Raw genomic sequence first — 21,272 nt, 5'->3', positions numbered from 1 at the left:
TGCTGATGCCCGCCCGGGCCTGCCCCGGGCGGGCATTTCCATGCCGGCCGCCGGAGCGGCGCCGGCTCGTAGGATGGATTTATGGCACGCCCGACACGAACCGAACGAAAAGCCGAGCTGCTGGGCGCCATCCTCGACTACCTGATGGACAAGACCCTGGCGGAGCTGACCTTCCGAAGCCTCGCGGAAGGGCTGGGCATGAGTGCCTACGTGCTGGTCTACCACTTTGGAAACCGGGAGCAGCTGATCAATGACATCGTGGTGTCCATCGAGTCCCGCCTGGACCGGATGCGGAACACCGATGTCCGCGACATCGACCGCGCAGCCTGGCGCGAATTCCTGCTCGAGTCCTGGCAGTGGACCATGGCCCAGCGGAACCGCCACTTGACCCGGCTCGAATTCGAGGCCACTGCCCAGGACATCGTGGCGGCAGAACCCCGCGGCACCTCGCAGGAACACTTCCGGATGCTCCATCACAAGACGCGTGACTGGCTGGTGGTGCAGGGCATCCCGGAGGAATATGCTGACACCGACGCCCGGCTCTTCACGTCAACTTTTTACGGGCTGCAGTTCGACTTTGTGGTCATGAATGAGCCTGAGGCGGCCACCAAGGCGTTCGAACTGATGCTCTCGGTCTTCTTCAACAACCTCGAAACACGCCTGGCCGCAGTTCAGGAAGCCTGACCGGGCCTGCCCGGGCCCGTCCGGCAAAAGCCGGAACGCGACCGGCTGCTAGGGCGCGGCGTGGCGGCCCACCCAGTCAACCAAGGGGCGCAGCTGGTCCCACAGCCCGGAGATTTCGCCGACGGCGGCAGGGGTACCCAGCCAGGCGGGCCGGCCGAGGTCCACGCTCGCCGCCAGTGACTTGTGCTTGAGGAGTTCGGCCCGCGGATGGTCGCGGTCATAGCCCCGGGGCACCGTCTTGAGTTTCTCCCCTTCCACCGCAAAGCCCGCAGCCGCCACGCCGTCCACGATATGCCGCAGCGACTCTCCGGTGCCCGAGGCGCCAACCGCGTTCCGGTACCTCACCAGCTGGGCGGGAGAGTGGGAGTGGTAGCCGCCGCCCACCAGCAGGCCCTCCGCGCTGACCTGGAGGTAATAGCCCACGCCTTCCTGCACGGAGGCGAATGCGCCCTGGGCTGTTTTGTAAGGGGACTTGTCCAATGAAAACCGGATGTCCCGGTTGGGACGGAACAGGCGGCCCGGCCCGAAGCGGGGCTCGAGCTCAGCCAGGAGCGAGGCGAGCGGGTCCCGGACCAGCGAGTGGTAGCTGTCCTTGTGCTCCAGCCACCACTCCCGGTTGTTGTTCTCCTGCAGTTCGGCATAGAAGCCGAAAGCGGCGGCAGGTATGCCCTGGAAAGTTGTCATAGAGCGATCCTAGGGAGCGCCCAGGCCGGCGGCCAGAGACCCCTTCGGCTATGTGGACAGCGCAAAAAACCACCCCGCCGCGGACATCCGCGACGGGGTGGTTTCAATGCTCAGCGAGCGGTGGATCAGCCGATCTTGTTGGCTGCCTCAGCGTCGGAGAGGGGTGCTGCGCCGAGGTTGGCGCGCAGCTTGGCGCCGAGTTCGGCGTCAACGTTGGTCCAGTACTGGATGGCGCGTTCCTTGATGTCGGAGCGCTTGACGCCGCCCACGGCACCGGTGATGGTCTCGAGGAAGCGGGCCTTTGCGGCTTCGTCGTAGACCTCGCGGTACAGGGTGCCGGCCTGGACGAAGTCGCTGTCCTCGGAGTGCAGGGAGTGCGCGGCGAGGGTCAGTTCGCCGTCGTTCTCCCAGCCGCCTGCCGGGTTCTGCGGCTCAACGGCGGCCGGGCCACCGAACGTGTTCGGGGCGTAGACCGGAACGGACGGGGCGTTGAACAGGTAGCGACCGGCGCCGTCCTGGCTGTAGTTGTTGACCTGGCTCTTGGGCTGGTTCACCGGGATCTGGGCGTGGTTGGTGCCCACGCGGTAGCGGTGTGCGTCCGCGTAGGAGAAGATGCGGGCCTGCAGCATCTTGTCCGGGGAAGCGGCGATGCCGGGCACGAAGTTCGACGGCGCGAAGGTGGCCTGCTCGATCTGCGCGAAGTAGTTCTCCGGGTTCCGGTTCAGCTCCATGGTGCCCACCTTGATCAGCGGGTAGTCGGCGTGCGGCCAGACCTTGGTCAGGTCGAACGGGTTGAAGCGGTAGGTCTTGGCGTCCTCGTAGGGCATGACCTGGACGTGGAGGTCCCAGGACGGCAGGTTGCCGGCTTCGATGTTCTCGTGCAGGTCGCGGATGTAGAAGTCGGCGTCGGAGCCGGCCAGTGCTTCGGCCTGCTCGGACGTCATGTTCTTCACGCCCTGGTTGGAGTGGAAGTGGTACTTGACCCAGAACCGCTCGCCTTCAGCGTTGATCCACTGGTAGGTGTGCGAGCCGTAGCCCTGCATCTCGCGCCATGAGGCGGGCAGGCCGCGGTCACCCATCAGCAGGTGACCTGGTGGGCGGACTCGGGGGACAGGGTCCAGAAGTCCCACTGCATGTCGGCGTCGCGCAGGTGGGTGCCGGGCAGGCGCTTCTGGGAGTGGATGAAGTCCGGGAACTTGATGCCGTCGCGGATGAAGAACACCGGGGTGTTGTTGCCCACGAGGTCGTAGTTGCCCTCGGAGGTGTAGAACTTCACGGCGAAACCGCGGGGGTCGCGCCAGGTGTCCGGGGAGCCGTTCTCGCCGGCAACGGAGGAGAAGCGGATCAGCATCTCGGTCTCGACGCCCGGCTGCAGGAACGCGGCCTTGGTGTACTTCGAGACATCCTCGGTGGTCTTGAACGTGCCGAATGCACCGCCGCCCTTGGCGTGCACCACACGCTCCGGAACCCGCTCGCGGTTGAACTGGGCGAGCTTTTCCACCAGGTAGTGGTCAGTCAGGATGATGGCACCATCGGCACCAACTGACTTGGAGTGCGCGTCGGATGTGACGGGGGCACCAGACTGGGTTGTCGAAACGACAGTCATTATTCTCCTATTTCTCTGTTACTTGCGAGGGACGATTGGAAGGAAGTTGTTGGGACTGCTGGCAGTCCTGGCAGATGCCCTGGTACATGACGTCTGCGATCTGGATGGTCATCGGCTTGGCGTTCTCATCCCAGTGGGGCGTGAGGCACGGCGCATGTCCGACGGCGCAATCCACGTCCTCCACGCGGCCGCAGCTGATGCAGATGGCGTGGTGGTGGTTGTCGCCCACACGGGTTTCATACAGTGCGGGGGAGTGCGGGGGTTCGAAACGCCGGAGCATGTGCAGGTCCGTGAGGTCCCCGAGCACCACGTATACCGACTGCGCGGTCAGCTCGGGGAGCTCCGCCCGGGCAGCGGCAAGGATGCTTTCGGCAGGGGAGTGGGGGTGGCGTTCGACGGCGGCCAGGACGGCAAGCCGCTGCTTGGTCACCCGGCGGCCGTGGGCGCGCAGGGCTCCAGCCCAGTCCTCGTGGCCGTCGTGGTGTTCCGTCATGGCTCCATTGAAGCACTTATTATGAATATCTCACAATAAGGGTTGGCTAACCTCGGAGAAGAAGACTGGAACTATAGGGACGGCCGTCCAGTTCTTAAGCTGTAACAGCCAAAAAATCGAAGGGGAGTGGACGTGCATCGGCACCACAACGGGCTCAAGACTGCGGCGCTGTTCGGAGTGCTCTGGGCCGTGCTGCTCGGGCTGGGCGCCTGATCGGTACAAGCATGCGCAGTTCGGCGCCCATCTGGATCATGGCGCTCGTTGGCGTCGGCACCACGGCCTACGGCTACTGGAACAGCGACAAGATTGCCATCCGATCCATGCAGGCATACCCCGTCAGCGAAGCGCAGGCCCCGCAGCTGTACCAGATCGTCCGGGAGCTCTCCGCGCGGGCCAACCAGCCCATGCCACGTATCTACATTTCACCCACCATGAACCCGAACGCCTTCGCCACCGGCCGCAACCCCCAGAACGCGGCGGTCTGCTGCACAGAGGGGATCCTGCAGCTCCTGGACGCCCGCGAGCTCCGCGGCGTCCTGGGCCACGAACTTATGCACGTCTACAACCGGGACATCCTCACCTCATCGGTGGCGGCCGCCGTCGCCGGTGTCATCACCTCGGTGGGCCAGATGCTGCTGTTCTTCGGCGGCGGCGACCGCCGCAACGCCAACCCGCTGGCCATGATCGCCATGGCACTGCTGGCACCGTTCGCGGCGTCGCTGATCCAGATGGCCATCTCGCGCACCAGGGAGTACGACGCCGACGAGGACGGCTCGCAGCTGACCGGCGATCCGCTGGCGCTCGCCTCGGCCCTGGCCAAGATCGAGCGCGGGGTCAGCATCGCACCGCTGCCGCAGGACCAGCGGCTGGTCAACGCATCCCACCTAATGATTGCCAACCCGTTCCGGGGCGGCGCAATCACCAAGATGTTCGCGACGCACCCGCCCATGCGCGACCGGATAGCCCGGCTGGAGCGGATGGCCGGCGGCCCGCTGCGGTAGCCCGGCGCCGCCGTCGGGCTGGGACGCGGTGATTCCTTCCCTACGCGAAGAGGCCGGCGCACCCCGTCTTCCGGGTGCGCCGGCCTCCTTCAGTAGCGGCAGATCCTTTGCGCGTCGAAGGACGACGGCGAACGGCAGTCAGCTGCGGAAGTTCACGAACTGCAGGTCGGCTTCGTCGAAGTCCTTCAGCAGTGCCATGGTGGCCTGCAGGTCGTCACGGGACTTGGACGAGACGCGGAGTTCGTCGCCCTGGATCTGGGACTTGACCGACTTGGGGCCTTCGTCGCGGATCAGCTTGTTGATCTTCTTCGCCAGGTCCTGGGCGATGCCTTCCTTGATGGAGGCTTCCAGGCGGTATTCCTTGCCGGAGGCGTAGGGCTCGCCGCTGTCCAGGGACTTCAGCGAGATGCCGCGCTTGATCAGCTTCGACTGGAAAACATCCAAGACAGCCTTGACGCGTTCTTCCGAGTTGGCCTTCATGAGGATCTTTTCGCCGCTGAAGTCGATTTCGGCGCCAACACCTTTGAAGTCGTAGCGCTGGGCAATTTCCTTCTGGGACTGGTTGAGGGCGTTGGCGACCTCCTGCTTGTCCACCTTGCTTACGACGTCGAACGTTGACTCGCCTGCCATGACTCTCCTTCTAGGGGTGGGAGCCCTGCGCACAAACAGGGCTTGGATCACTGCATTCAAGCCTAATACGGATGCGCCGCCAGGCGGGCGGCAGGATTCACAGTTCCCTCTCAGCGGACGTCAGGAGGGAACCAAGGAGTGCCGGAAAAAGTTGTACCTGTTGGACAGCAGTTCGAAAGGGAAACACCAATGCACCGCAAGGCCGCCACCTACGTCACCAGAACAACTACAGCCGCGGCCGGGGCGGTGGCGACGGCGGCAACATCGGTAGCAGCGGCCGCCGTGGCAGCGTCAGTCATCTTCAGCCCGGTGGCCGATGCGTCCTCCCGGCTGGAAGGAGTCCACGCGGACCTGCAGCGCGCGGTCCAGCTGAACCAGATCACCGAGGAGCAGGCCTTGAAGTTCGAGGCCAAGCTTGCCGGGAGGATCCTGGGCGAGGCGTGATTGCCTCGAATTTCCGCGTGATACCGGGGATCAAGGACCTTGCCGTGGCCCGATTCGATTCTTGGGCAGAAGTTCTGTAAAGTTGTCTTGCCCGCGGTTACTGGAAGCGGAACGGCCCGGAAACGGACGTTCTGAAGACTGCATCCCGGGTCTTCTTTTGAGAAGTTCGGCAGATTACCCGAGCGGCCAAAGGGGGCTGACTGTAAATCAGCTGGCAACGCCTACGGGGGTTCGAATCCCTCATCTGCCACAACGGACCCGCCCGGATCTTGTACAAGATCCGGGCGGGTCTTTTTTGTGCTCGGGCGGGCCCCGGGAGTCAGGACGCCGGTGCGGCCTCCACTTCAACGTCCATGCCGAACGGCTGCACTATCACTCGAACGAACCCGGCAGGCAGCTGGGCATCGTAAGACGCCAGGACGACCCGGGTTTGCCCGGCCACATCCACGGTGGTGTTCACGTTGGCGCTGTGCAGCCCGGTAGCCTCGCGCTTGAGTGTGCCGGCCGCAGCCTCGTCAACGGCACTGCCATCGCCCATTCGCCAGCCGAAATCGTAGCTGTACGTTGGTCCCCAGCTGTGGATGGCATCCGCCACGCTGGAGAACGTGAACCGGTGTCCCCCTGCATCGAAGACGCTGACCGAGTAGAGGTTCACGGGGACAGTCCCGTTGCTGTTGTCCACCTCCGCCACAAGATATGACACGGGGGCAGCTCCAGCCTTCACCCGGTACGCCTCGATTGCCGCGACCGCGGGGTCAGCGGCAGAAGTGGGGAGCAAGAAGCTGATCTCGGCACCCGTTCCGGTCGTCGCCCGGTAGGGAAGGGGTGCCCGGGCTTCCTGGGATGACGGCGCGGCTACTGTTCCGCTGGCAGGTCCCAAGGAGGGACCATCCCGCGCCGGTACGGGCGCCGTGCAGGAAGCAAGCACCAGGACGAGGACCGGCAGCAGGCTATGAGGCTTCATCGTTTCCCCAATGAAAATGGTAGCCACACTCTATGCCACACCTTGCTGCCAGGCCACGGTTCCAGGACGGTCCGCCCCTTGAATCCTGGCGGCGTGAAGGATGGGTCCGGGAGGCTGTTCCAGGGGCTCCTGCCGCCAAAAAATAGGGGGGTTACGTAGCCGCGATTAGGGCTTGCTTTCCACTTTCCAGCGGCAGACACTGGACGAACTTGAGGATAATTGTGCTATTCCGGGGAGCAATCGAGATGTACACTACGCCCTTTCCCATGAGCGGCCTCGATGGCGGCCGCAGGACATTTCGGCTCCACGGATTCCTGACAGCCTTGCTGCTCGCCCTTGCTGCCCTGGTGGTGCCGCTTCCGGCATCGGCGGCGACCGGTGATGTCGGAGTGGAAGGCCCCTCCCATTCGGGGACGGGAACGCCGACGGGGACGAAGCGGTCGACAAGCAATTTGTGGTTCCACGACGGGATCTGGTGGGGGAACTTGTGGGATACCGCCAGCCAAGACTTCGAGATCTTCCAGTTCAACGCCTCCACCAGCCAATGGACCAGTAAAAACGTGACTACGGATACGCGTGCGAGCACCCATCACGACGTGCTCTGGGACGGAACCACCCTCTATGTGGCGAGCTACCGCTTCGTCAACGACGGCGTGGCCGCCCAGCCGAACTACCCGACCACGCTTCACCGTTTCAGCTACAACCCGAGCACGAAGACGTACACACGCCTGGGCTCCTCACAGATCAACAACTACCGCGTCGAGGCCCTGACCATCGACAAGGAGCAATCGTCTGGCAGGCTCTGGGCCACCTGGCAGCAGGGCAACCGGATCTACATGAACGTCACTGGCACGGATGGAAAGACGTGGGGCACGCCTTTCCCTCATCCTGCGTCACTGAGCAACGTGTCCATCGACGACACCTCGTCGGTCATTGCCTTCGGCGGAAACAAGGTCGGCGTGATGTGGAGCCGCCAGGTTGGTGACGCTACCGACGGTATGTACTGGAGTGTCCACGCCGATGGGGCGGCTAACACGACCTGGTCCAATCCGGTGGCGGCCGTTGACGGGGTACGCAGCGGTGACGACCATATGAACCTTAAATGGCTGGACTCTTCGTCCGATAAAGTCTTCGCCGCCATTAAGACCTCGTTTACATCGTCGTCCCAGCCGCTCATCCAACTCCTGGCCCTGGATCCTGCAACATCAGCCTGGAGCAAGCACACGATCGCGACGGTGGCGGAATGCCCGAACCGGGTGATCGTTCTGATCGACGAGGCCTCGGAGAGAATCCGGACATTTGCCACTTATCCAAAGCCAAGCGGAACCACAAACGCCGGAGTCTGCACGAGTTCCGGTGGCGCGATATATGAGAAGTCCACGCCGTTGAGCGATATCAGCAGCATTGGAACCGCGCAGAAGATTCCCCGCATCGTGGACGCGGACCAGTACGTTCACAACGTAACCTCGACCAAGCAGAACCTCAACAGTTCGGCACGCGGCACGGCCAACAGTGGGGTATTGCTGCTCGCCGATGTGAGTTCCACCAGCCGGTACTGGCACTACTACGACCCTACGGGCGGAAGCGGCGGCAGTGATACCACGGCTCCGACCCTGACGAGTACTTCTCCGGCTGACGGCGCGACCGGTGTAGCAGCGACGGCGAACGTCACGGGAACGTTTTCGGAAGCGATGGATTCATCAACGTTGACGTCCTCCACGTTCACATTGAAAAATGGCACGACCGTGGTGCCGGGCGCTGTATCTTTGGACGGCACAAGCAAAGTTGCCACCCTCGATCCGGCCGGGAACCTGACGGCCGGGACAATCTACACTGCGACAATTTCCACCGGAGCGAAGGATCTTGCCGGCAATGCTTTAGCATCAGCCAAGACCTGGACGTTTACTGCTGATGCGACTCCTCCGACCGTCACGGCTACTACTCCGGGCGATGGTGCGACCGGCGTGGCAGTGGCGACGAACGTGACCGCGACGTTCTCGGAAGCGATGAATGGATCGACGGTTACGCCCTCATTCACGTTGAAGAATGGCACCAATGCGGTGTCGGCCAGTGTGGTTTTGGATAGCACGGGCAACGTTGCAACCCTGAATCCGGCCGCCGATCTGGCAGCCGCCACGACTTACACCGCGACGATCTCCACTGGAGCGAAGGACCTTGCCGGCAACGCGCTGGCATCGGCCAAGACCTGGACCTTCACCACGGCTCCGGCGGGTGGCAGCACATCCCAGACCACCACCCTCACGGCCACGGCTGACACCTACGTTTCCAGCGGGGCGCCGACAACGAACTTCGGCGCGGGCGCGATGCTGGGCTCCGACAACAGCCCCGTGGAGGTTGCGTACTTCAAGTTTGACCTGACAGGGCTTGCCGGGAAGACGTTGGAGAGCGCCACGCTTCAGCTGCGCAGCGCCGGCAGTGGGTCCACGGGTACGCAGAACGTCAAGCTCATCGCTGACGACAGCTGGACGGAAACGGGGATCACGTATAGCGCCCGTCCGACTCTCGGTTCCGGCATTGGCACGCTCGGCCCCACAACAACCAACACGAACTACAGCATTGCCCTGACGGCCAGCGCTATAGCCAGCGAGCTCGGCCAACAGCTTTCGCTAGGGATGGACGCCAACAGCAGTGACGGCCTTGACCTCAACTCGAGGGAAACCGCATATGCACCCAAGCTGGTGCTCACGTACCACTAGCCTAAGTCGCTGTTCCGGAGGCTTCTCCGTGCCCGCGAAATCCCCCGAATGACGGTCAACTCCCCCTGAAACGATGAGGGGAGTGGCCCGTCCGAGGGGGACAACCAAGTGGCTGTCAAGAGACAAAATCCGCCATCGACACCTGCACCGGCCCGGCGTAGGCTGGCGATATCGGCGCTGGTGCCCCGATGCCTTGCGTCGATAAATCCATCGATGAAGGAGGATTCAATGAGTGCTGTACGTGAATTCATGACCACGGATGCACGATGTATTACCGAAAACCAGACCCTGGTGGACGCGGCCCGGATGATGATGGACCTTGACTGCGGCTCGCTGCCGATCTGCGGTGATGACGGCAGGTTGAAGGGCATGATCACCGATCGCGACATTGTGCTAAAGTGCGTCGCCGCCGGGCGCAACCCGGCTGACATGATGGCCCGCGAACTGGAAACCGGAACGCCCTACTGGGTAGATGCCGACGCCAACGTGGACGAAGCCATTGACATGATGGAACGGCACCAGGTCCGGCGCCTGCCGGTGATCTCCGACCACAGGATGGTCGGCATCATCAGCCAGGGCGACATCGCCCGCAATTACTCCGAACAGCGGGTTGGCGAACTGGTGGAGCACATTTCAGAGCGGCATCACGTGTAGCGCCAAACGCTGCAGCAACCTGCCCTTGTCCGCGGATCCAGCCTTTGAAGGCTCGGACCCGCGGACAAGCTTATGAAAAGGTCAGTTCAGCGCGATCAGGAGCATCTGGCTGGTGCCCGGGATACAGGTCTGCAGGATGGCCCGGGGGAAGCCGCCGAAGACGTTCAGCACGTCGTTAGTGGTGCCCGGGTTCGGAACCTGGCCCCTGGCCGTCACCGTGTAGGTGCCGTAGCCGGGGATGCTCACGGTCTCGCCGACCCCGATCCCGGAGAAGCGGGCCCAGCCGCCGCAGAAATCATGCTCTGTGATGAACAGCGAGTACGCATCGCCGGGGGTGTAGTGGATGGGGCCGATGCAGGCATCCACCATGGCCTGGCCACCGGCGCCGGCCACGTAGATGGTCCGGACTGCGGGTGCTGCGGGAACCAGGGCGGGAGCGGGTGCCGCAACCGGAGCGGGTGCAGGAGCCGGTGCCGCGACAGCGACGGCCGCGGGTGCGGCGGCCGCCGGGGCTGCCACTGGCGGGCCGGTCAGCACGAGCGTCTGACCCGGGACGATGATGCTGTAAGGGCCCAGCCCGTTGGCGGCGAGCATGGCATTGGTGTCCACGCCATGCCTGGCTGCGATGCTGCCCACCGTGTCGCCGGCAACCACCGTGTAGAGGTTTTGGTCGGCAGGGGCGGGCGCAGGTTCCGGTGCGGGTGGTGGTGCCGGTTCGGCAGGTGCAGGTTCCACGGGTGCTGGTGCTGAAGCCGCCGGGGCTTCCTCTGCCGGGACGGCAACAGCAGGCTCCTGGCTGGCCGTATCCACTGCCGGGGCAGCAGCCTCGGCAGGTGAGGCCGCGCCGGCAACCTGGCCGGCCGCCGTCGTACTTTGGGTCACGGAGGCGGGCGGCGCTGCCAGGGCTCCGACGCCGACGGCCGCAACCACGGCGGCTGTTGCCATGCCCGCCCACAACCTGTTGCTGATGGCCGGGCGTACGGCAGTGAGGTCGGTTCGGGGTTCGTCAGTGGCGAAGCTTCTGCTCTCGGCTTCGGGGGTGGTGAGGTATGGCTGGTTCATGGGTGGCCCATCCGGGGTCGGTCCCGGCCAGGCACGCAGGAACAGCGGCAGGCGGGACGGATCGAGGTGCAGCGCTCCAACGGCTCCGGCGTGTCACCGGGCCGCAGGCGGCGCAGGATGGAGGCGTCCGCATACCCAGAAAATACGGAGGCTCCGAGAGGAGGCGGACACCCCGGGAAGCCAACCCGGGGGGACCCGCCAGCGCGTGTTCGGTCCTAGGAATCCCGAGTCTAGGAAGTGCGTACAGGGCCGGGCACCAGTAGGAAATACCCGAATTTTCGGTGCTGGTACTTGGCGTTGTCCGAGCTGCTACTCGCAGCAGCGGGTGCCCGCTACTTGCTCCCGAAGCGCCTAGAGCGCGCGGTGCTCCTTGAGTTCCGCAATCTCCCGCCGGAGCGCGGCAATCTCTGCCACCAGCTCCGCCACTTCAATGCGGACCGGCTCCTCCACGGCCTCGGCCACCGTCTCGGCGGTATCCTCCACGCGCTGGACCAGCCACGAGGCGATGGAGGCGGTCACCACGCCAAGGACTGCGATGCCGCTCATCATGAGGGCGGCTGCCACCAGCCGGCCGATCGGGGTGACCGGATACATGTCCCCGTAGCCCACCGTGGTGATGGTGGTGATTCCCCACCACAGCGCATCGCCAAAGGTGACGATCTTGGCGTCCGGAGCGGACTGCTCCACGTCCAGGACCGCGAGTGCACCGACGAAAATCAGCAGGGCGGCAGAACCGGCAACGTACGTGACCACGCGGCCCCGCAGTCTCGCCGATGGTCCGGTGCAGGACGGACAACAGCGTCACCAGCCGCAGCAGGCGCAACGGCCGGAAGATCGGCAGCGCTACGATCAGGAGCTCATGCAGGTTGCGGATGAACCAGTTCCACCGGTCCTTCGCGAGCCACAGGTTCGCCGCATAGTCCACGGCGAAGATGCCCCAGGTCGCCCACATGACCGCCTCCAGCCACATCGCCCCGCTGCCTTCGACCCGCCCGATGACCTGCCAGGCGTAGGCCGCCAGGAACAGGAGTGCGGTTGCCATCAGCGGCCACTCCGCCAGGTCCCGGTAGCGTTGTTGGGTCATGGACGAAATCCTAGCGGGCCTGTGCGGCCCGGTCCCGGCACCCTATGTTACTCACGGGTAGCATAGGGTAATGCACCTGCTCCTGAGAACCCTCCTCCTGCTGTTCACCTCCGCCCGCCGGCAGCCGCTCACCGTGTGGGACAGCGCCTCGCTGCAGCTGCGGGTGCTGCCGACGGACATCGATATCGCCATGCACGTCAACAACGGCATGTACCTGTCACTGATGGACCTGGGCCGGTTCGACCTGATGGTCCGCAGCGGGGTGTGGAGGCATATGCGCCGCCGCGGCTGGGGTCCCGTGGTGGCCGCCGAGACCATCAGCTTCCGGAAGTCGCTGCAGCTGTGGCAGCAGTACACCATCGAGACACGCATCATCGGGCTGGACGCCAAGGCCATCTACTTTGAGCAGCGCATGGTTGCCGACGGCGAGATTTACGCGCGTGCCTACATCGCCACCCGCCTGGTCACCAAGGCCGGGCCGGTGGGACTGGAGGAGATCCTGCGCGAATTCGGCGAACCCCCGGCTGACCTGGTCCTGCCGGACTGGATCCACGACTGGCGTGCGGCCAGCGCGCTGCCGGGGAGCCGCACACCGGCCCCGCATCTCTGGGGCAGGGGCTGATCCCCACAATTTCGAACCGCGCGCGTACGGCCTACGCGCCGACGTCGCGTTGTTCAAGCGCGACGGCGGCCAGCGCCACCAGCGCCGCCGAGAGGCCCCACAGCCAGCCGGCCGCAGCCCAGTCCGCGCCGTTCACCACGGGGGAATTGCCGTACGCCCAGTGGTACGGGCTGAGGTTCAGCAGCCACTCCACGTCCGGGCTTTGCCGTCCGACGGCGTTGAACACGTAACCGAGGACCGCCACTGCAGCGCCCGCGGCGAGGCCGTATGTCTTCCGTCCCGTGACGGCACCGACGCAGAGGGCGGCCGTGCCGCTGAGCAGGGCCAGGCCCGCGAAGAGGACGGCTGCGCCGAACAGGTTGGCCGGTTCGATCCCCAGCTGGGACGGTTCGTTCAGCACCAGCACCAGGACGAAGACCAGCCCGGACAGCAGCACCACCCGCAGGAACAATGCCAATGCCCGTTCCAGGACCACCTGGACCCGCCGGACGCCATGGGCAAGCGTCAGCTCCAGCTGCCCCGACTCCTCGTCCCCGCCAACGGCCGCGGCACCCCACGCCACCGACGCGATGGTCATCAGCAGGAACCCCAGCAGCCCGAACAGGGTGGCCTGGGCGTAACCCGGCCCGGTGGCGATCTGGTCGTAGTTCAGGGCTTTGGTCATCTCGGCCGGCAGGGCGTTGACCATGTCCTGCATCTGGGCGCTGCCGCCGATGGACGGGTACAGCGGAAGGTACAGGAACGCCGCGGCAGCCAGCCCGGCTGCCCAGCCCAGGGTGGAGCGCCAGGTGTCGAAGAATGCCCGCCGGAACAGGGGCAAGGTGGCATTCATCGGGCATCCTCCCGCGGCACGGCGTACATCTTAAGCACTGCTTCCTCCAGGTCCGGCTCGTCGAGGACCAGGTCGGTCAGCTCCAGCGAGCCCAGCATCCTGATCAGCGGCTGGATGGCGCCCTCCAGCACAGCCGAGAGCGTGACGGCACCGTCCGCCTCCAGCACCTGCACCTGCCCGACGCCGGGTATCCCGGACAGCAGCGCAACGGCGTCGTGCGCTGCAATGCCGTGGGTGGTGAGGCGGACGCGGCGGACAGCCCCTTCACGCAGCCCTTCGACCGATTCGACCGTGATGATCCGTCCGTCGCGGAGGATTGCCACGGTGTCTGCAGTCTGCTGGACCTCGCTGAGGACGTGCGAGCTGAGGAAGATGGTCTGCCCGCGGTGTTTCGCCTCGCGGACCATTGCGTGGAACTCCTGCTGGACCAGGGGGTCCAGTCCGCCGGTGGGCTCATCCAGGACCAGGAGTTCAGGCTCATGCATGAAGGCCTGCACCAGCCCCAGTTTCTGCTTGTTGCCCTTGGACAGCTTCCGGGTGTGGCGGTCCAGGTCCAGGCCCAGCCGGTCGGCCAGCTCATTGATCCGGCCACGGGGAACCGGGCCGCTGATGGCCTGGTAGTGGGCCAGCAGTTTGCGCCCGGTCACCCGGCCCTCCAGGAACAGTTCACCCGGAAGATACCCTATCCGGCGGCGCAGCTCCGGCCCGCCCGCGCGGGGATCGGTGCCCAGCACCCGGACCTCGCCCGCCGTGGGCCGGATGATGTCCAGCAGGCAGCGCATGGTGGTGGTCTTGCCGGCCCCATTGGGACCGATCACGCCGAAGACGGTACCGGCCTCCACCTCGAAATCAACGCCGTGCAGCACTTCCCTCCGGCCGAATCTCTTCACGAGTGACCTGGCAGAAACAGCGGTGGCCATGAGCCTCCTGGGTGCCGCGCAGTGGCTGATGACCCCCAGACTAGGTGCCCGCGCGCCGCATGTATATGACGGCCTGCGGGTTATTCCCGATGACGCGGGGAGCGAACAAGGATCTCCGGGCCGCGACTTTGGCGGCCATCCCGCGTAGCGTGGACACATGGCTACCCTTGACATCACAGGTGAACAGTTCGCGTCAACCATTGAGGGCAACGATATTGTCCTGGTCGATTTCTGGGCTGAATGGTGCGGGCCCTGCAAGCAGTTCGGCCCCACGTACTCGGCTGTTTCCGAGAAGCACCCGGATGTCCTCTTCACGAAGGTGGACACGGAGGCCGAGCAGCAGCTGGCCGCCGAGGCCGGCATTACGTCCATCCCCACCCTGATGGCCTTCCGCGAAAAGGTGCTGGTGTTCTCGCAGCCCGGCGCCCTGAACGCCCAGCAGCTCGAACAGGTGGTGGACGCGGTGAAGGCCCTGGACATGGAGGAAGTCCATGCCCACGTGGCACGCCAGCGGGAAGAGGCTTCAGCCGCCGCCAGCAAGCCGGCGGGCCCCCAGGACGGCTCCCAGATCCCGGACCTCTAAGTCTTTTTAACAGCGAAGCGGGACCCTCCGGAGGGGTCCCGCTTCGCTGTTTAAGGCTGCGCTAGATGCGCTCCACCTTGACGGGTTCGGCGAGCAGTGCGCTCAACGATTCGTTCAGGTCCTGCACGGCGATGCCCTTGGAGTGCTTCTCCAGGTCCTCCTCAGAGGCCCACTGTTCGGTCAGGACCAGCTTCTCCTCGGTGGCTTCCGTCAGTTCGTAGCGGATGCAGCCCGGCTCGTTCACCACCTCGTCGATGGCGATTTCCAGCGCGAGCTTGACGCGGAAGAATTCGCCTTCATTGGGGATGAACGTTGCCTGCAGGTCGATCGGTGCACTCATGGATTTCACAATACCGGCCCGCGCCCCAGCTCCCGTTCTGTTGCGCGGGCGGGGATGCTTCATTTGCACCGAACCTGTTGGTAGCGTGCCAGCATGCGTGCTTATACAGCCGGGGACACTGACGTTCCGCTGCTCGGGGAGACCATCGGCGCCAACTTCGAGCGGGTGGTGGCGAGGTTTCCCTACCACGACGCCCTGATCGAGGCGGGCCCGGTTCCCGGCGCGGACGCCCGGCGGTGGAGCTACACGAAGCTCAACGACGACGTCGACCGGCTGGCCCGGGGTCTCCTCGCCCTGGGCATAGGCAAGGGCGAGCGGGTGGGGATCTGGAGCCCCAACTGCGCGGAGTGGACGCTGCTGCAGTATGCCACCGCCAAGGCGGGTGCCATCCTGGTCAACGTCAATCCGGCGTACCGCAGCCACGAACTGGAATTCGTGGTGAAGCAGAGCGGAATGCGGATGCTGGTGACGGCACCGTCGGACCGGAACAGCGACTACGTGGGCATGGCGCGCCAGGCGCTCGCCGGATGTCCGGACCTGCGTGAACTGGTCTTCCTTCCCGCGCCCGGCGGTGAGGGGCCCGACGGCGGCGTGGCCCCGCTGGGTGCGGCGGAACTGACGTACGCCGAGCTGCTGAAGGGGGCGGACGCCGTCGCGCATTCCGCCCTGACGGCCCGGATGGCGGAACTGGACCCGCACGATCCCATCAACCTGCAGTACACGTCCGGCACCACCGGCTTCCCCAAGGGTGCCACCCTGACGCACCACAACATCCTGAACAACGGCTATGCCATCGGGGAACTGCTGGGTTACACCGAGCACGACCGGGTGGTGATTCCGGTGCCGTTCTACCACTGCTTCGGCATGGTCATCGGGAACCTGAACGCCCTCAGCCACGGCGCCGCCACCATCATCCCGGGCCGCGGATTCTCGCCGGCGGCAGCCCTGGAGGCCGTGCAGGATTTCGGCGGGACTTCGCTGTACGGCGTCCCCACCATGTTCATCGCCGAGCTGGCCCTGCCGGACTTCGCCACCTATGACCTGTCCACGCTGCGCACCGGCGTCATGGCCGGTTCGCCGTGCCCGGTGGAGGTCATGAAACGGGTCATCTCGGACATGCACATGAAGGATGTGGCCATCTGCTACGGCATGACCGAAACCTCGCCGGTGTCCACCATGACCCGGCAGGGGGACACGCTGCAGCACCGGACGGAGACGGTGGGTAGGACCATGCCGCGGCTGGAAAGCCAGGTGATCGATCCTGCCTCGGGCGATGTGCTGGAGCGGGGTGAAATCGGGGAGCTGTGCACGCGCGGCTATGCGGTGATGGCGGGGTACTGGAACCAGCCGGAGAAGACAGCGGAGGTCATCGACGCGGACGGCTGGATGCACACCGGGGACCTGGCGCTGATGGACGACGACGGGTATGTGGTCATCGAGGGGCGGATCAAGGACATGGTGATCCGCGGGGGCGAGAACATCTACCCCCGCGAGATCGAGGAGTTCCTCTACACCCACCCCGCGATCCAGGATGTCCAGGTGATCGGGGTGCCGGACGAAAAGTACGGCGAGGAACTCATGGCCTGCATCATTCTCAAACCCGGCGAGGAACCGCTCGACGCGGATGCCGTCGCCGGATTCTGCCGCGGGAACCTGGCCCACTACAAGATCCCGCGCTACGTGGAGGTGCGGGACAGCTTCCCCATGACGGTTTCCGGGAAGATCCGGAAGGTCCAGATGCGGAAGGAGGCCGTGGAGCGGCTGGGACTCTGACGGCCACACGGGGTCACTTTCGGCCGCAAATGACCCCGCGTACGGGCCTCGTCCATTACGCCTGTGGGATAACTCCTCGGCCCGCCGATTAGGGGCGCAGACTTGATGCCATGGCTCGTGCCCAGCCGCTCCCCGAGAGCCTCCTTAAGCTGCCCTTTACCGTCTACGAGGCCTGGGTCACTTCCTGCCCAATAGCAGCGGTTTTTGGGCAGAATGTGACCCCGCGTTGGGGCCTAGCGGATGTCGCGGCTGATGGTCCTGATTCCCACGGCCAGGCCGACGGCGGCTGTCACCGCCGCTGCCACGAGTCCCCACAGCGTATGCCCGCCGATGGTCCCGGCGAACAGTTCCCGCTCGGCGTTCACCAGGTAGGTCAGCGGGTTGAAAAGGCTGGCGGTCTTCATCCAGGCGGGACCGGCTTCGATGGGCAGCATGATGCCGGACAGGATCATCAGCGGGAAGAGCAGGGTCTGCTGCACGCCCCAGAAGATCCATTCCTTGTTCTGCGACACCAGCGCCAGCGAGTAGGAGAGCGCGCCCAGGCCGATGCCGAAAATCCCCAGGATCACCAGGCCCAGCAGCACGTGCAGGGGGTGGAACACGAACCCGAACGGGATGCAGACCAGGGCGATGAGCAGACCCTGGAGCACCAGCGGAGCCCACTCCTTCAACGCCCGGCCGATCATCAGCGATGAGCGGGACAGGGGAGTGGCGAGGATCCGCTCGTAGGAACCGGTCATCAGCTCATACTGCAGGTTGGAGCCGGTCATCGAGGTGCCGAACAGGGCGATCATCACCACCACGCCGGGCAGGAACCACTGCAGGGTGGATTGGCCGCCGAAGGCCGGGGCTCCCACGGAAGCACCGAGCAGCGGGCCGAACAGGCCGAGGAACACCAGCGCTGGATCAGGGAGAAGATCAGGGAAAACGGGTCGCGAAGCGGCAGCAGCATCTCCCGCCAGAAGACGTACCTGGTATCCCGCAGGACCCGCCCCAGGCCCGGCGTCCTCATGGCGTCGCCGGCGCCGACGGTGCCCCGGAGTGATTGGGTGCTCACTGGTTGGCTCCTTCCCTGAGGTTGCGGCCGGTCAGTTCAAGGAAAACGTCGTCCAGGGTGGGCGGCTTCAGCTCGATCGACTGGGCGGGAGCGCCGGCGTCGTTCATGTCCTTCAGGAGGGACGGCGCGATCCGCGCACCTTCCGGCAGGCGCAGCCGGAACGTCACCACACCGTCGAGCCGATTTTCCTGCACTTCGCCGCCCGCCGCCGCCCGGCCCAGGAGCCCCCGCACGCCCGGGGCGGATTCGGCCGCCACTTCGACGGCCAGCAGGTCACCGGCGAGGTTGGCCTTCAGGCGCGCCGCCGTGTCGTCGGCGATGATCCGGCCGTGGTCGATGACAATCACCCGTTCCGACATCGAGTCCGCCTCGTCCATGTAGTGCGTGGTGAGGACGATCGTGGTGCCGTGTTCCTGGCGCAACCGCATGATGTGGTCCCAGAGGTTGGCCCGGTTCTGCGGATCCATCCCGGTGGACGGTTCGTCCAGGAACAGCAGCCTGGGGGAATGCATCAGGCCGAGTGCCACGTCCATCCGGCGGCGCTGGCCTCCGGAGAGCTTGATGACCGTGCGTTTGGCCAGGTCTGCGAGGTCCAGGGAGTGCAGCAGTTCCTGTGCGCGGGCGGTGGCGTCACTGGTGTTCATGCCGTAAAAGCGGCCCTGCATCACCAGTTCGTCGATCACGCGGAAGCTGTGCCCGCCGCCGTTGCCCTGGCCGATGTAGCCGATCCGTGCCCGCACGCCGGCGGGATCGGCGGCCACGTCCACGCCGGCGACGGTGGCGGAGCCGGAAGTGGGCCGGAGCAGGGTGGTGAGCATCCGCAGCGTGGTGGACTTGCCCGCGCCGTTCGGACCCAGGAATGCTACCAGCTCGCCGGGCGCAACATCGATGTCCACGCCCTTGACGGCTTCGACAGTTTCCTTTTTGACCTGGAAGGTCTTGGTGAGTTTTTCCGTATGGATCATCGCCGGCTCCAAAGGATGCATGCGGGGCTCAGGTACGGGTCCCTTGCGCCACGCTATACCCGCCGGACGTGCCAGTCCACGGGCCTTTCGCCCGGGGGCAGGCCCAACTTCCGGGTCAGTGCCGGCGGTGGTCCTGGATGGTCATGCGAGGGCCGAAGGTGGGTTTGCGGAAGCCGCTGCTTTGGATCATGCGGACCACCCGCTGCCGGTGCCCGGTCCATGGTTCCAGCAGCCGGAGCATCCCGCGTCGTCGGTGCGCCGGCCGGTCAGCGCAGCACCAACGTATGCCGCCAGGTGGTAGTCGCCCACTGCGATGGAATCGGGGCACCCGTGGGTCCGCTGTACCACCTCGGCTGCGGACCAGATGCCGATACCCGGGATGGTCTGCAGCTTCGCCCCGGCTTCGGCGGCCGGCAGGGCTGCCAGCCGTTCCAGCGCCACGGCGGACCGCAGCGCGCGCATGACAGTCGCCGAACGTTGCGGCCCCACGCCCGCCCTGTGCCACTCCCAGCTGGGAACCTGCAGCCATTGGGAAGCGGTGGGCCCTACCACCAGGCCCGCCGGTGTGGAGGAGCCAGCCGCCGGCGCCGGCGTTCCGTACCGGTGCACCAGGTACCGGTACGCCCGCCGCGCCTCGATCACCGTCACCTTCTGCTCCAGGATGATGGGCACCAACTGGTCCACCATCCGGCCACTGGCGGGAAGGCGCAGCCCCAGGCTCCGGCGCCGTGCTTCACGGACCATGCGCGGCAGGGTGGCGGCGAATCCGGCCTCGTCAAAGCCCTGCCAGTCGTCGTCGGCCCCCAGGAGCCGGGGCGCCGCCTTCACGGCAGCGGCGGCACCGGGACCCCAGGCCTGGACATCCACGAAGGGGTCCACACCGTTGGCCGCGCCGGGTCTGCCTGCCGTACCCTCCACGGAGGTGAGCCGCAGCGTCACGGGGCCCTCCGGCGTCGTGAACGCATTCCAGACGGCACCGCCCTGGACGCTGAAGGACGGATCGCTGTTGCCGCGCAGGAGCGGCCCGAGCGTCCTGGCCATGCTGTAAGGACCGCCCGGATACCACCGGAGTGAGGCGTCCGCGGCGGCTGCCAGCCGGGGAGGTGCCTCTGCAATGGTCATGTCCTCATCGTCCCACGCCCCTGCGACATCCGCCTGCCTCCAGCCCGCGGGGAGGCATCACAGGGGCAGGAAATTGGCCCTTAACCAGTACTGACACCAGGACTAGACTCCAGCGTGTGGTGCGGAAGACACCGCCCACGGAAGCCCGAAAGACCAGGAGGAAACAATGGGTGGAGTAGTGCATTTCGAAATCCCCGCGGACGACCAGGAACGGGCCAAGAAGTTCTACCAGGAGGCCCTTGGCTGGCGGATCGACCCCGTCCCGGGCATGGACTACAACATGGTGCTCACAACGCCGATGGACGAATCAACCGGCGCGCCCCTGGAACCCGGTGCCATCAACGGCGGCATGTTCGCCAGGGATCCTGACCTGAAGACGCCGGTGATCACCGTGGACGTGGCGGACATCAACGCCACCCTGAAGACCGTGGAGTCGCTGGGCGGTGCCGTTGTGAAGCCGCGGGAGACCATCCCCGGGATGGGTTCCTTCGCCTACTTCAAGGACACCGAGGGCAATGTGATGGGCCTTTGGGAGAACCTTCCGGCCGACGGGGCGGGCCAGGCGCCGGACGCCACTGGCGACGCCGCTCCCGCCTAGCTGCACGGCACGCAGCAGGAAAGGCGTCGCCATGAGTATCCCCGTGCAGGTGCTGGCTGTCATTACCGGGCTGGTCCTGATCACCGTCGGACTGCTGGAAGCCTTCCGGTACAAGGACCAGCGCCTCCACCCCATCTTCCTGATCAAGCCGGAGGACACCGCCGCCGTCCGGCTCTGGACGGTCAACGTCGGGTTCTACAACATCGTCTGGGGCCTGTTCGGCATTGCCGGCGTGGTGCTCGCCAACCTCGGCGAGGTGACCGCGGGCCGTACCACGGTGACCCTGATGTGCATCGCGCACTTCATTCTGGGCATCGTGCTGATCGTCAGCGAACCCCGGCTGTGGATCAGCGGCATCGGACAGTCGCTTTTTCCCGCGGTGATCCTCGTGCTGATGTTCGCGGCCTGAAAGCGGCCGGGCAGGAAGCGGTAGCTTT

At 65.4% G+C, this 21,272-nt stretch carries 18 protein-coding genes, 1 tRNA gene and 5 pseudogenes; 11 read left to right on the top strand and 13 right to left on the bottom strand.

What is annotated here, in order from left to right; translation table 11 throughout:
- Positions 1 to 81: 81 nt before the first annotated feature.
- The gene (locus G205_RS05905; RefSeq protein ID WP_009357174.1) at positions 82 to 684 is read left to right on the top strand and encodes a TetR/AcrR family transcriptional regulator; all 603 of its coding nucleotides are present in this window, start codon (positions 82 to 84) and stop codon (positions 682 to 684) included.
- Between the two features lie 48 nt (positions 685 to 732).
- On the opposite strand, the gene G205_RS05900 is transcribed toward G205_RS05905, so the two are convergent.
- The 3 genes and pseudogenes from G205_RS05900 to G205_RS05890 form a co-directional block, all read right to left on the bottom strand.
- Positions 733 to 1,368 (bottom strand): DUF2461 domain-containing protein, encoded by a 636-nt coding sequence (locus G205_RS05900; protein WP_009357173.1) that lies wholly within the window; start codon positions 1,366 to 1,368, stop codon positions 733 to 735.
- Positions 1,369 to 1,493: 125 nt separating this feature from the next.
- A pseudogene (locus G205_RS05895) lies at positions 1,494 to 2,974 on the bottom strand (catalase).
- A gap of 7 nt (positions 2,975 to 2,981) precedes the next feature.
- Entirely contained in the window at positions 2,982 to 3,467 is a 486-nt protein-coding gene (locus G205_RS05890; RefSeq protein WP_009357172.1) for a Fur family transcriptional regulator, read from the bottom strand.
- A 132-nt stretch (positions 3,468 to 3,599) separates the two neighbouring features.
- Here G205_RS05890 and htpX point away from each other — a divergent pair.
- Positions 3,600 to 4,468: pseudogene (gene htpX / locus G205_RS05885) on the top strand (zinc metalloprotease HtpX).
- 138 nt (positions 4,469 to 4,606) lie between these two features.
- Here the strand turns inward: htpX and G205_RS05880 are convergent.
- Positions 4,607 to 5,098 carry a YajQ family cyclic di-GMP-binding protein gene (locus tag G205_RS05880; protein WP_009357171.1) on the bottom strand — a complete coding sequence of 164 codons (492 nt, stop codon included), beginning with the start codon at positions 5,096 to 5,098 and terminating at the stop codon, positions 4,607 to 4,609.
- Positions 5,099 to 5,287: 189 nt separating this feature from the next.
- Between G205_RS05880 and G205_RS05875 the strand changes: the two genes are divergently transcribed.
- Positions 5,288 to 5,542, top strand: a complete 255-nt coding sequence (locus G205_RS05875; protein WP_009357170.1) for a hypothetical protein — start codon at positions 5,288 to 5,290, stop codon at positions 5,540 to 5,542.
- A 168-nt stretch (positions 5,543 to 5,710) separates the two neighbouring features.
- Positions 5,711 to 5,792 (top strand) — tRNA-Tyr (locus tag G205_RS05870).
- A 69-nt stretch (positions 5,793 to 5,861) separates the two neighbouring features.
- Here the strand turns inward: G205_RS05870 and G205_RS05865 are convergent.
- Positions 5,862 to 6,506: a hypothetical protein gene (locus G205_RS05865; protein WP_152419535.1), complete on the bottom strand. Its 645-nt coding sequence runs from the start codon at positions 6,504 to 6,506 to the stop codon at positions 5,862 to 5,864.
- Between the two features lie 266 nt (positions 6,507 to 6,772).
- Between G205_RS05865 and G205_RS21675 the strand changes: the two genes are divergently transcribed.
- Both G205_RS21675 and G205_RS05850 read left to right on the top strand, forming a co-directional pair.
- A complete protein-coding gene (locus G205_RS21675; protein ID WP_083875016.1) occupies positions 6,773 to 9,223 on the top strand; it encodes an Ig-like domain-containing protein in 2,451 nt (816 codons plus the stop codon).
- A gap of 228 nt (positions 9,224 to 9,451) precedes the next feature.
- Positions 9,452 to 9,877 carry a CBS domain-containing protein gene (locus G205_RS05850; RefSeq protein ID WP_009357167.1) on the top strand — a complete coding sequence of 142 codons (426 nt, stop codon included), beginning with the start codon at positions 9,452 to 9,454 and terminating at the stop codon, positions 9,875 to 9,877.
- Between the two features lie 81 nt (positions 9,878 to 9,958).
- Here G205_RS05850 and G205_RS05845 read toward each other — a convergent pair whose 3' ends face one another.
- Entirely contained in the window at positions 9,959 to 10,939 is a 981-nt protein-coding gene (locus G205_RS05845; protein ID WP_009357166.1) for a LysM peptidoglycan-binding domain-containing protein, read from the bottom strand.
- A gap of 351 nt (positions 10,940 to 11,290) precedes the next feature.
- A pseudogene (locus tag G205_RS05840) lies at positions 11,291 to 12,023 on the bottom strand (potassium channel family protein).
- A gap of 70 nt (positions 12,024 to 12,093) precedes the next feature.
- On the opposite strand from G205_RS05840, the gene G205_RS05835 reads away from it, so the two are divergent.
- Positions 12,094 to 12,645, top strand: coding sequence for an acyl-CoA thioesterase (locus tag G205_RS05835; RefSeq protein ID WP_009357164.1), 552 nt, complete (start codon positions 12,094 to 12,096; stop codon positions 12,643 to 12,645).
- 31 nt (positions 12,646 to 12,676) lie between these two features.
- Here the strand turns inward: G205_RS05835 and G205_RS05830 are convergent, their stop codons facing one another.
- A complete protein-coding gene (locus G205_RS05830) occupies positions 12,677 to 13,477 on the bottom strand; it encodes an ABC transporter permease subunit (protein ID WP_009357163.1) in 801 nt (266 codons plus the stop codon).
- Complete coding sequence (locus tag G205_RS05825) at positions 13,474 to 14,397, bottom strand: ABC transporter ATP-binding protein (protein ID WP_009357162.1); 924 nt, start codon at positions 14,395 to 14,397, stop codon at positions 13,474 to 13,476. Before G205_RS05825 ends, G205_RS05830 begins: the two co-directional genes overlap by 4 nt.
- A gap of 157 nt (positions 14,398 to 14,554) precedes the next feature.
- On the opposite strand from G205_RS05825, the gene G205_RS05820 reads away from it, so the two are divergent.
- Positions 14,555 to 14,980, top strand: coding sequence for a thioredoxin family protein (locus G205_RS05820; RefSeq protein WP_009357161.1), 426 nt, complete (start codon positions 14,555 to 14,557; stop codon positions 14,978 to 14,980).
- A gap of 61 nt (positions 14,981 to 15,041) precedes the next feature.
- Here G205_RS05820 and G205_RS05815 read toward each other — a convergent pair whose 3' ends face one another.
- A complete protein-coding gene (locus G205_RS05815) occupies positions 15,042 to 15,320 on the bottom strand; it encodes a putative quinol monooxygenase (protein WP_009357160.1) in 279 nt (92 codons plus the stop codon).
- Positions 15,321 to 15,413: 93 nt separating this feature from the next.
- On the opposite strand from G205_RS05815, the gene G205_RS05810 reads away from it, so the two are divergent.
- Positions 15,414 to 17,093, top strand: coding sequence for an AMP-binding protein (locus tag G205_RS05810; RefSeq protein ID WP_009357159.1), 1,680 nt, complete (start codon positions 15,414 to 15,416; stop codon positions 17,091 to 17,093).
- 233 nt (positions 17,094 to 17,326) lie between these two features.
- Here G205_RS05810 and G205_RS05805 read toward each other — a convergent pair.
- From G205_RS05805 to G205_RS05795, 3 genes and pseudogenes are all read right to left on the bottom strand, one after another.
- Positions 17,327 to 18,105 (bottom strand): annotated as a pseudogene (locus tag G205_RS05805) (ABC transporter permease).
- A gap of 41 nt (positions 18,106 to 18,146) precedes the next feature.
- Positions 18,147 to 19,115 carry an ATP-binding cassette domain-containing protein gene (locus tag G205_RS05800; protein ID WP_009357157.1) on the bottom strand — a complete coding sequence of 323 codons (969 nt, stop codon included), beginning with the start codon at positions 19,113 to 19,115 and terminating at the stop codon, positions 18,147 to 18,149.
- 115 nt (positions 19,116 to 19,230) lie between these two features.
- Positions 19,231 to 20,237 (bottom strand): annotated as a pseudogene (locus G205_RS05795) (DNA-3-methyladenine glycosylase family protein).
- Between the two features lie 166 nt (positions 20,238 to 20,403).
- Here G205_RS05795 and G205_RS05790 point away from each other — a divergent pair.
- Positions 20,404 to 20,835 (top strand): VOC family protein, encoded by a 432-nt coding sequence (locus G205_RS05790; RefSeq protein ID WP_035752183.1) that lies wholly within the window; start codon positions 20,404 to 20,406, stop codon positions 20,833 to 20,835.
- Positions 20,836 to 20,866: 31 nt separating this feature from the next.
- A complete protein-coding gene (locus G205_RS05785; RefSeq protein WP_009357154.1) occupies positions 20,867 to 21,244 on the top strand; it encodes a DUF1304 family protein in 378 nt (125 codons plus the stop codon).
- Positions 21,245 to 21,272 lie beyond the last annotated feature (28 nt).

Origin of the sequence: Arthrobacter nitrophenolicus (genome assembly GCF_000332815.1) — a bacterium.
Taxonomy (GTDB): domain Bacteria; phylum Actinomycetota; class Actinomycetes; order Actinomycetales; family Micrococcaceae; genus Arthrobacter; species Arthrobacter nitrophenolicus.
This window is presented reverse-complemented; position numbering and strand designations above follow the sequence as displayed.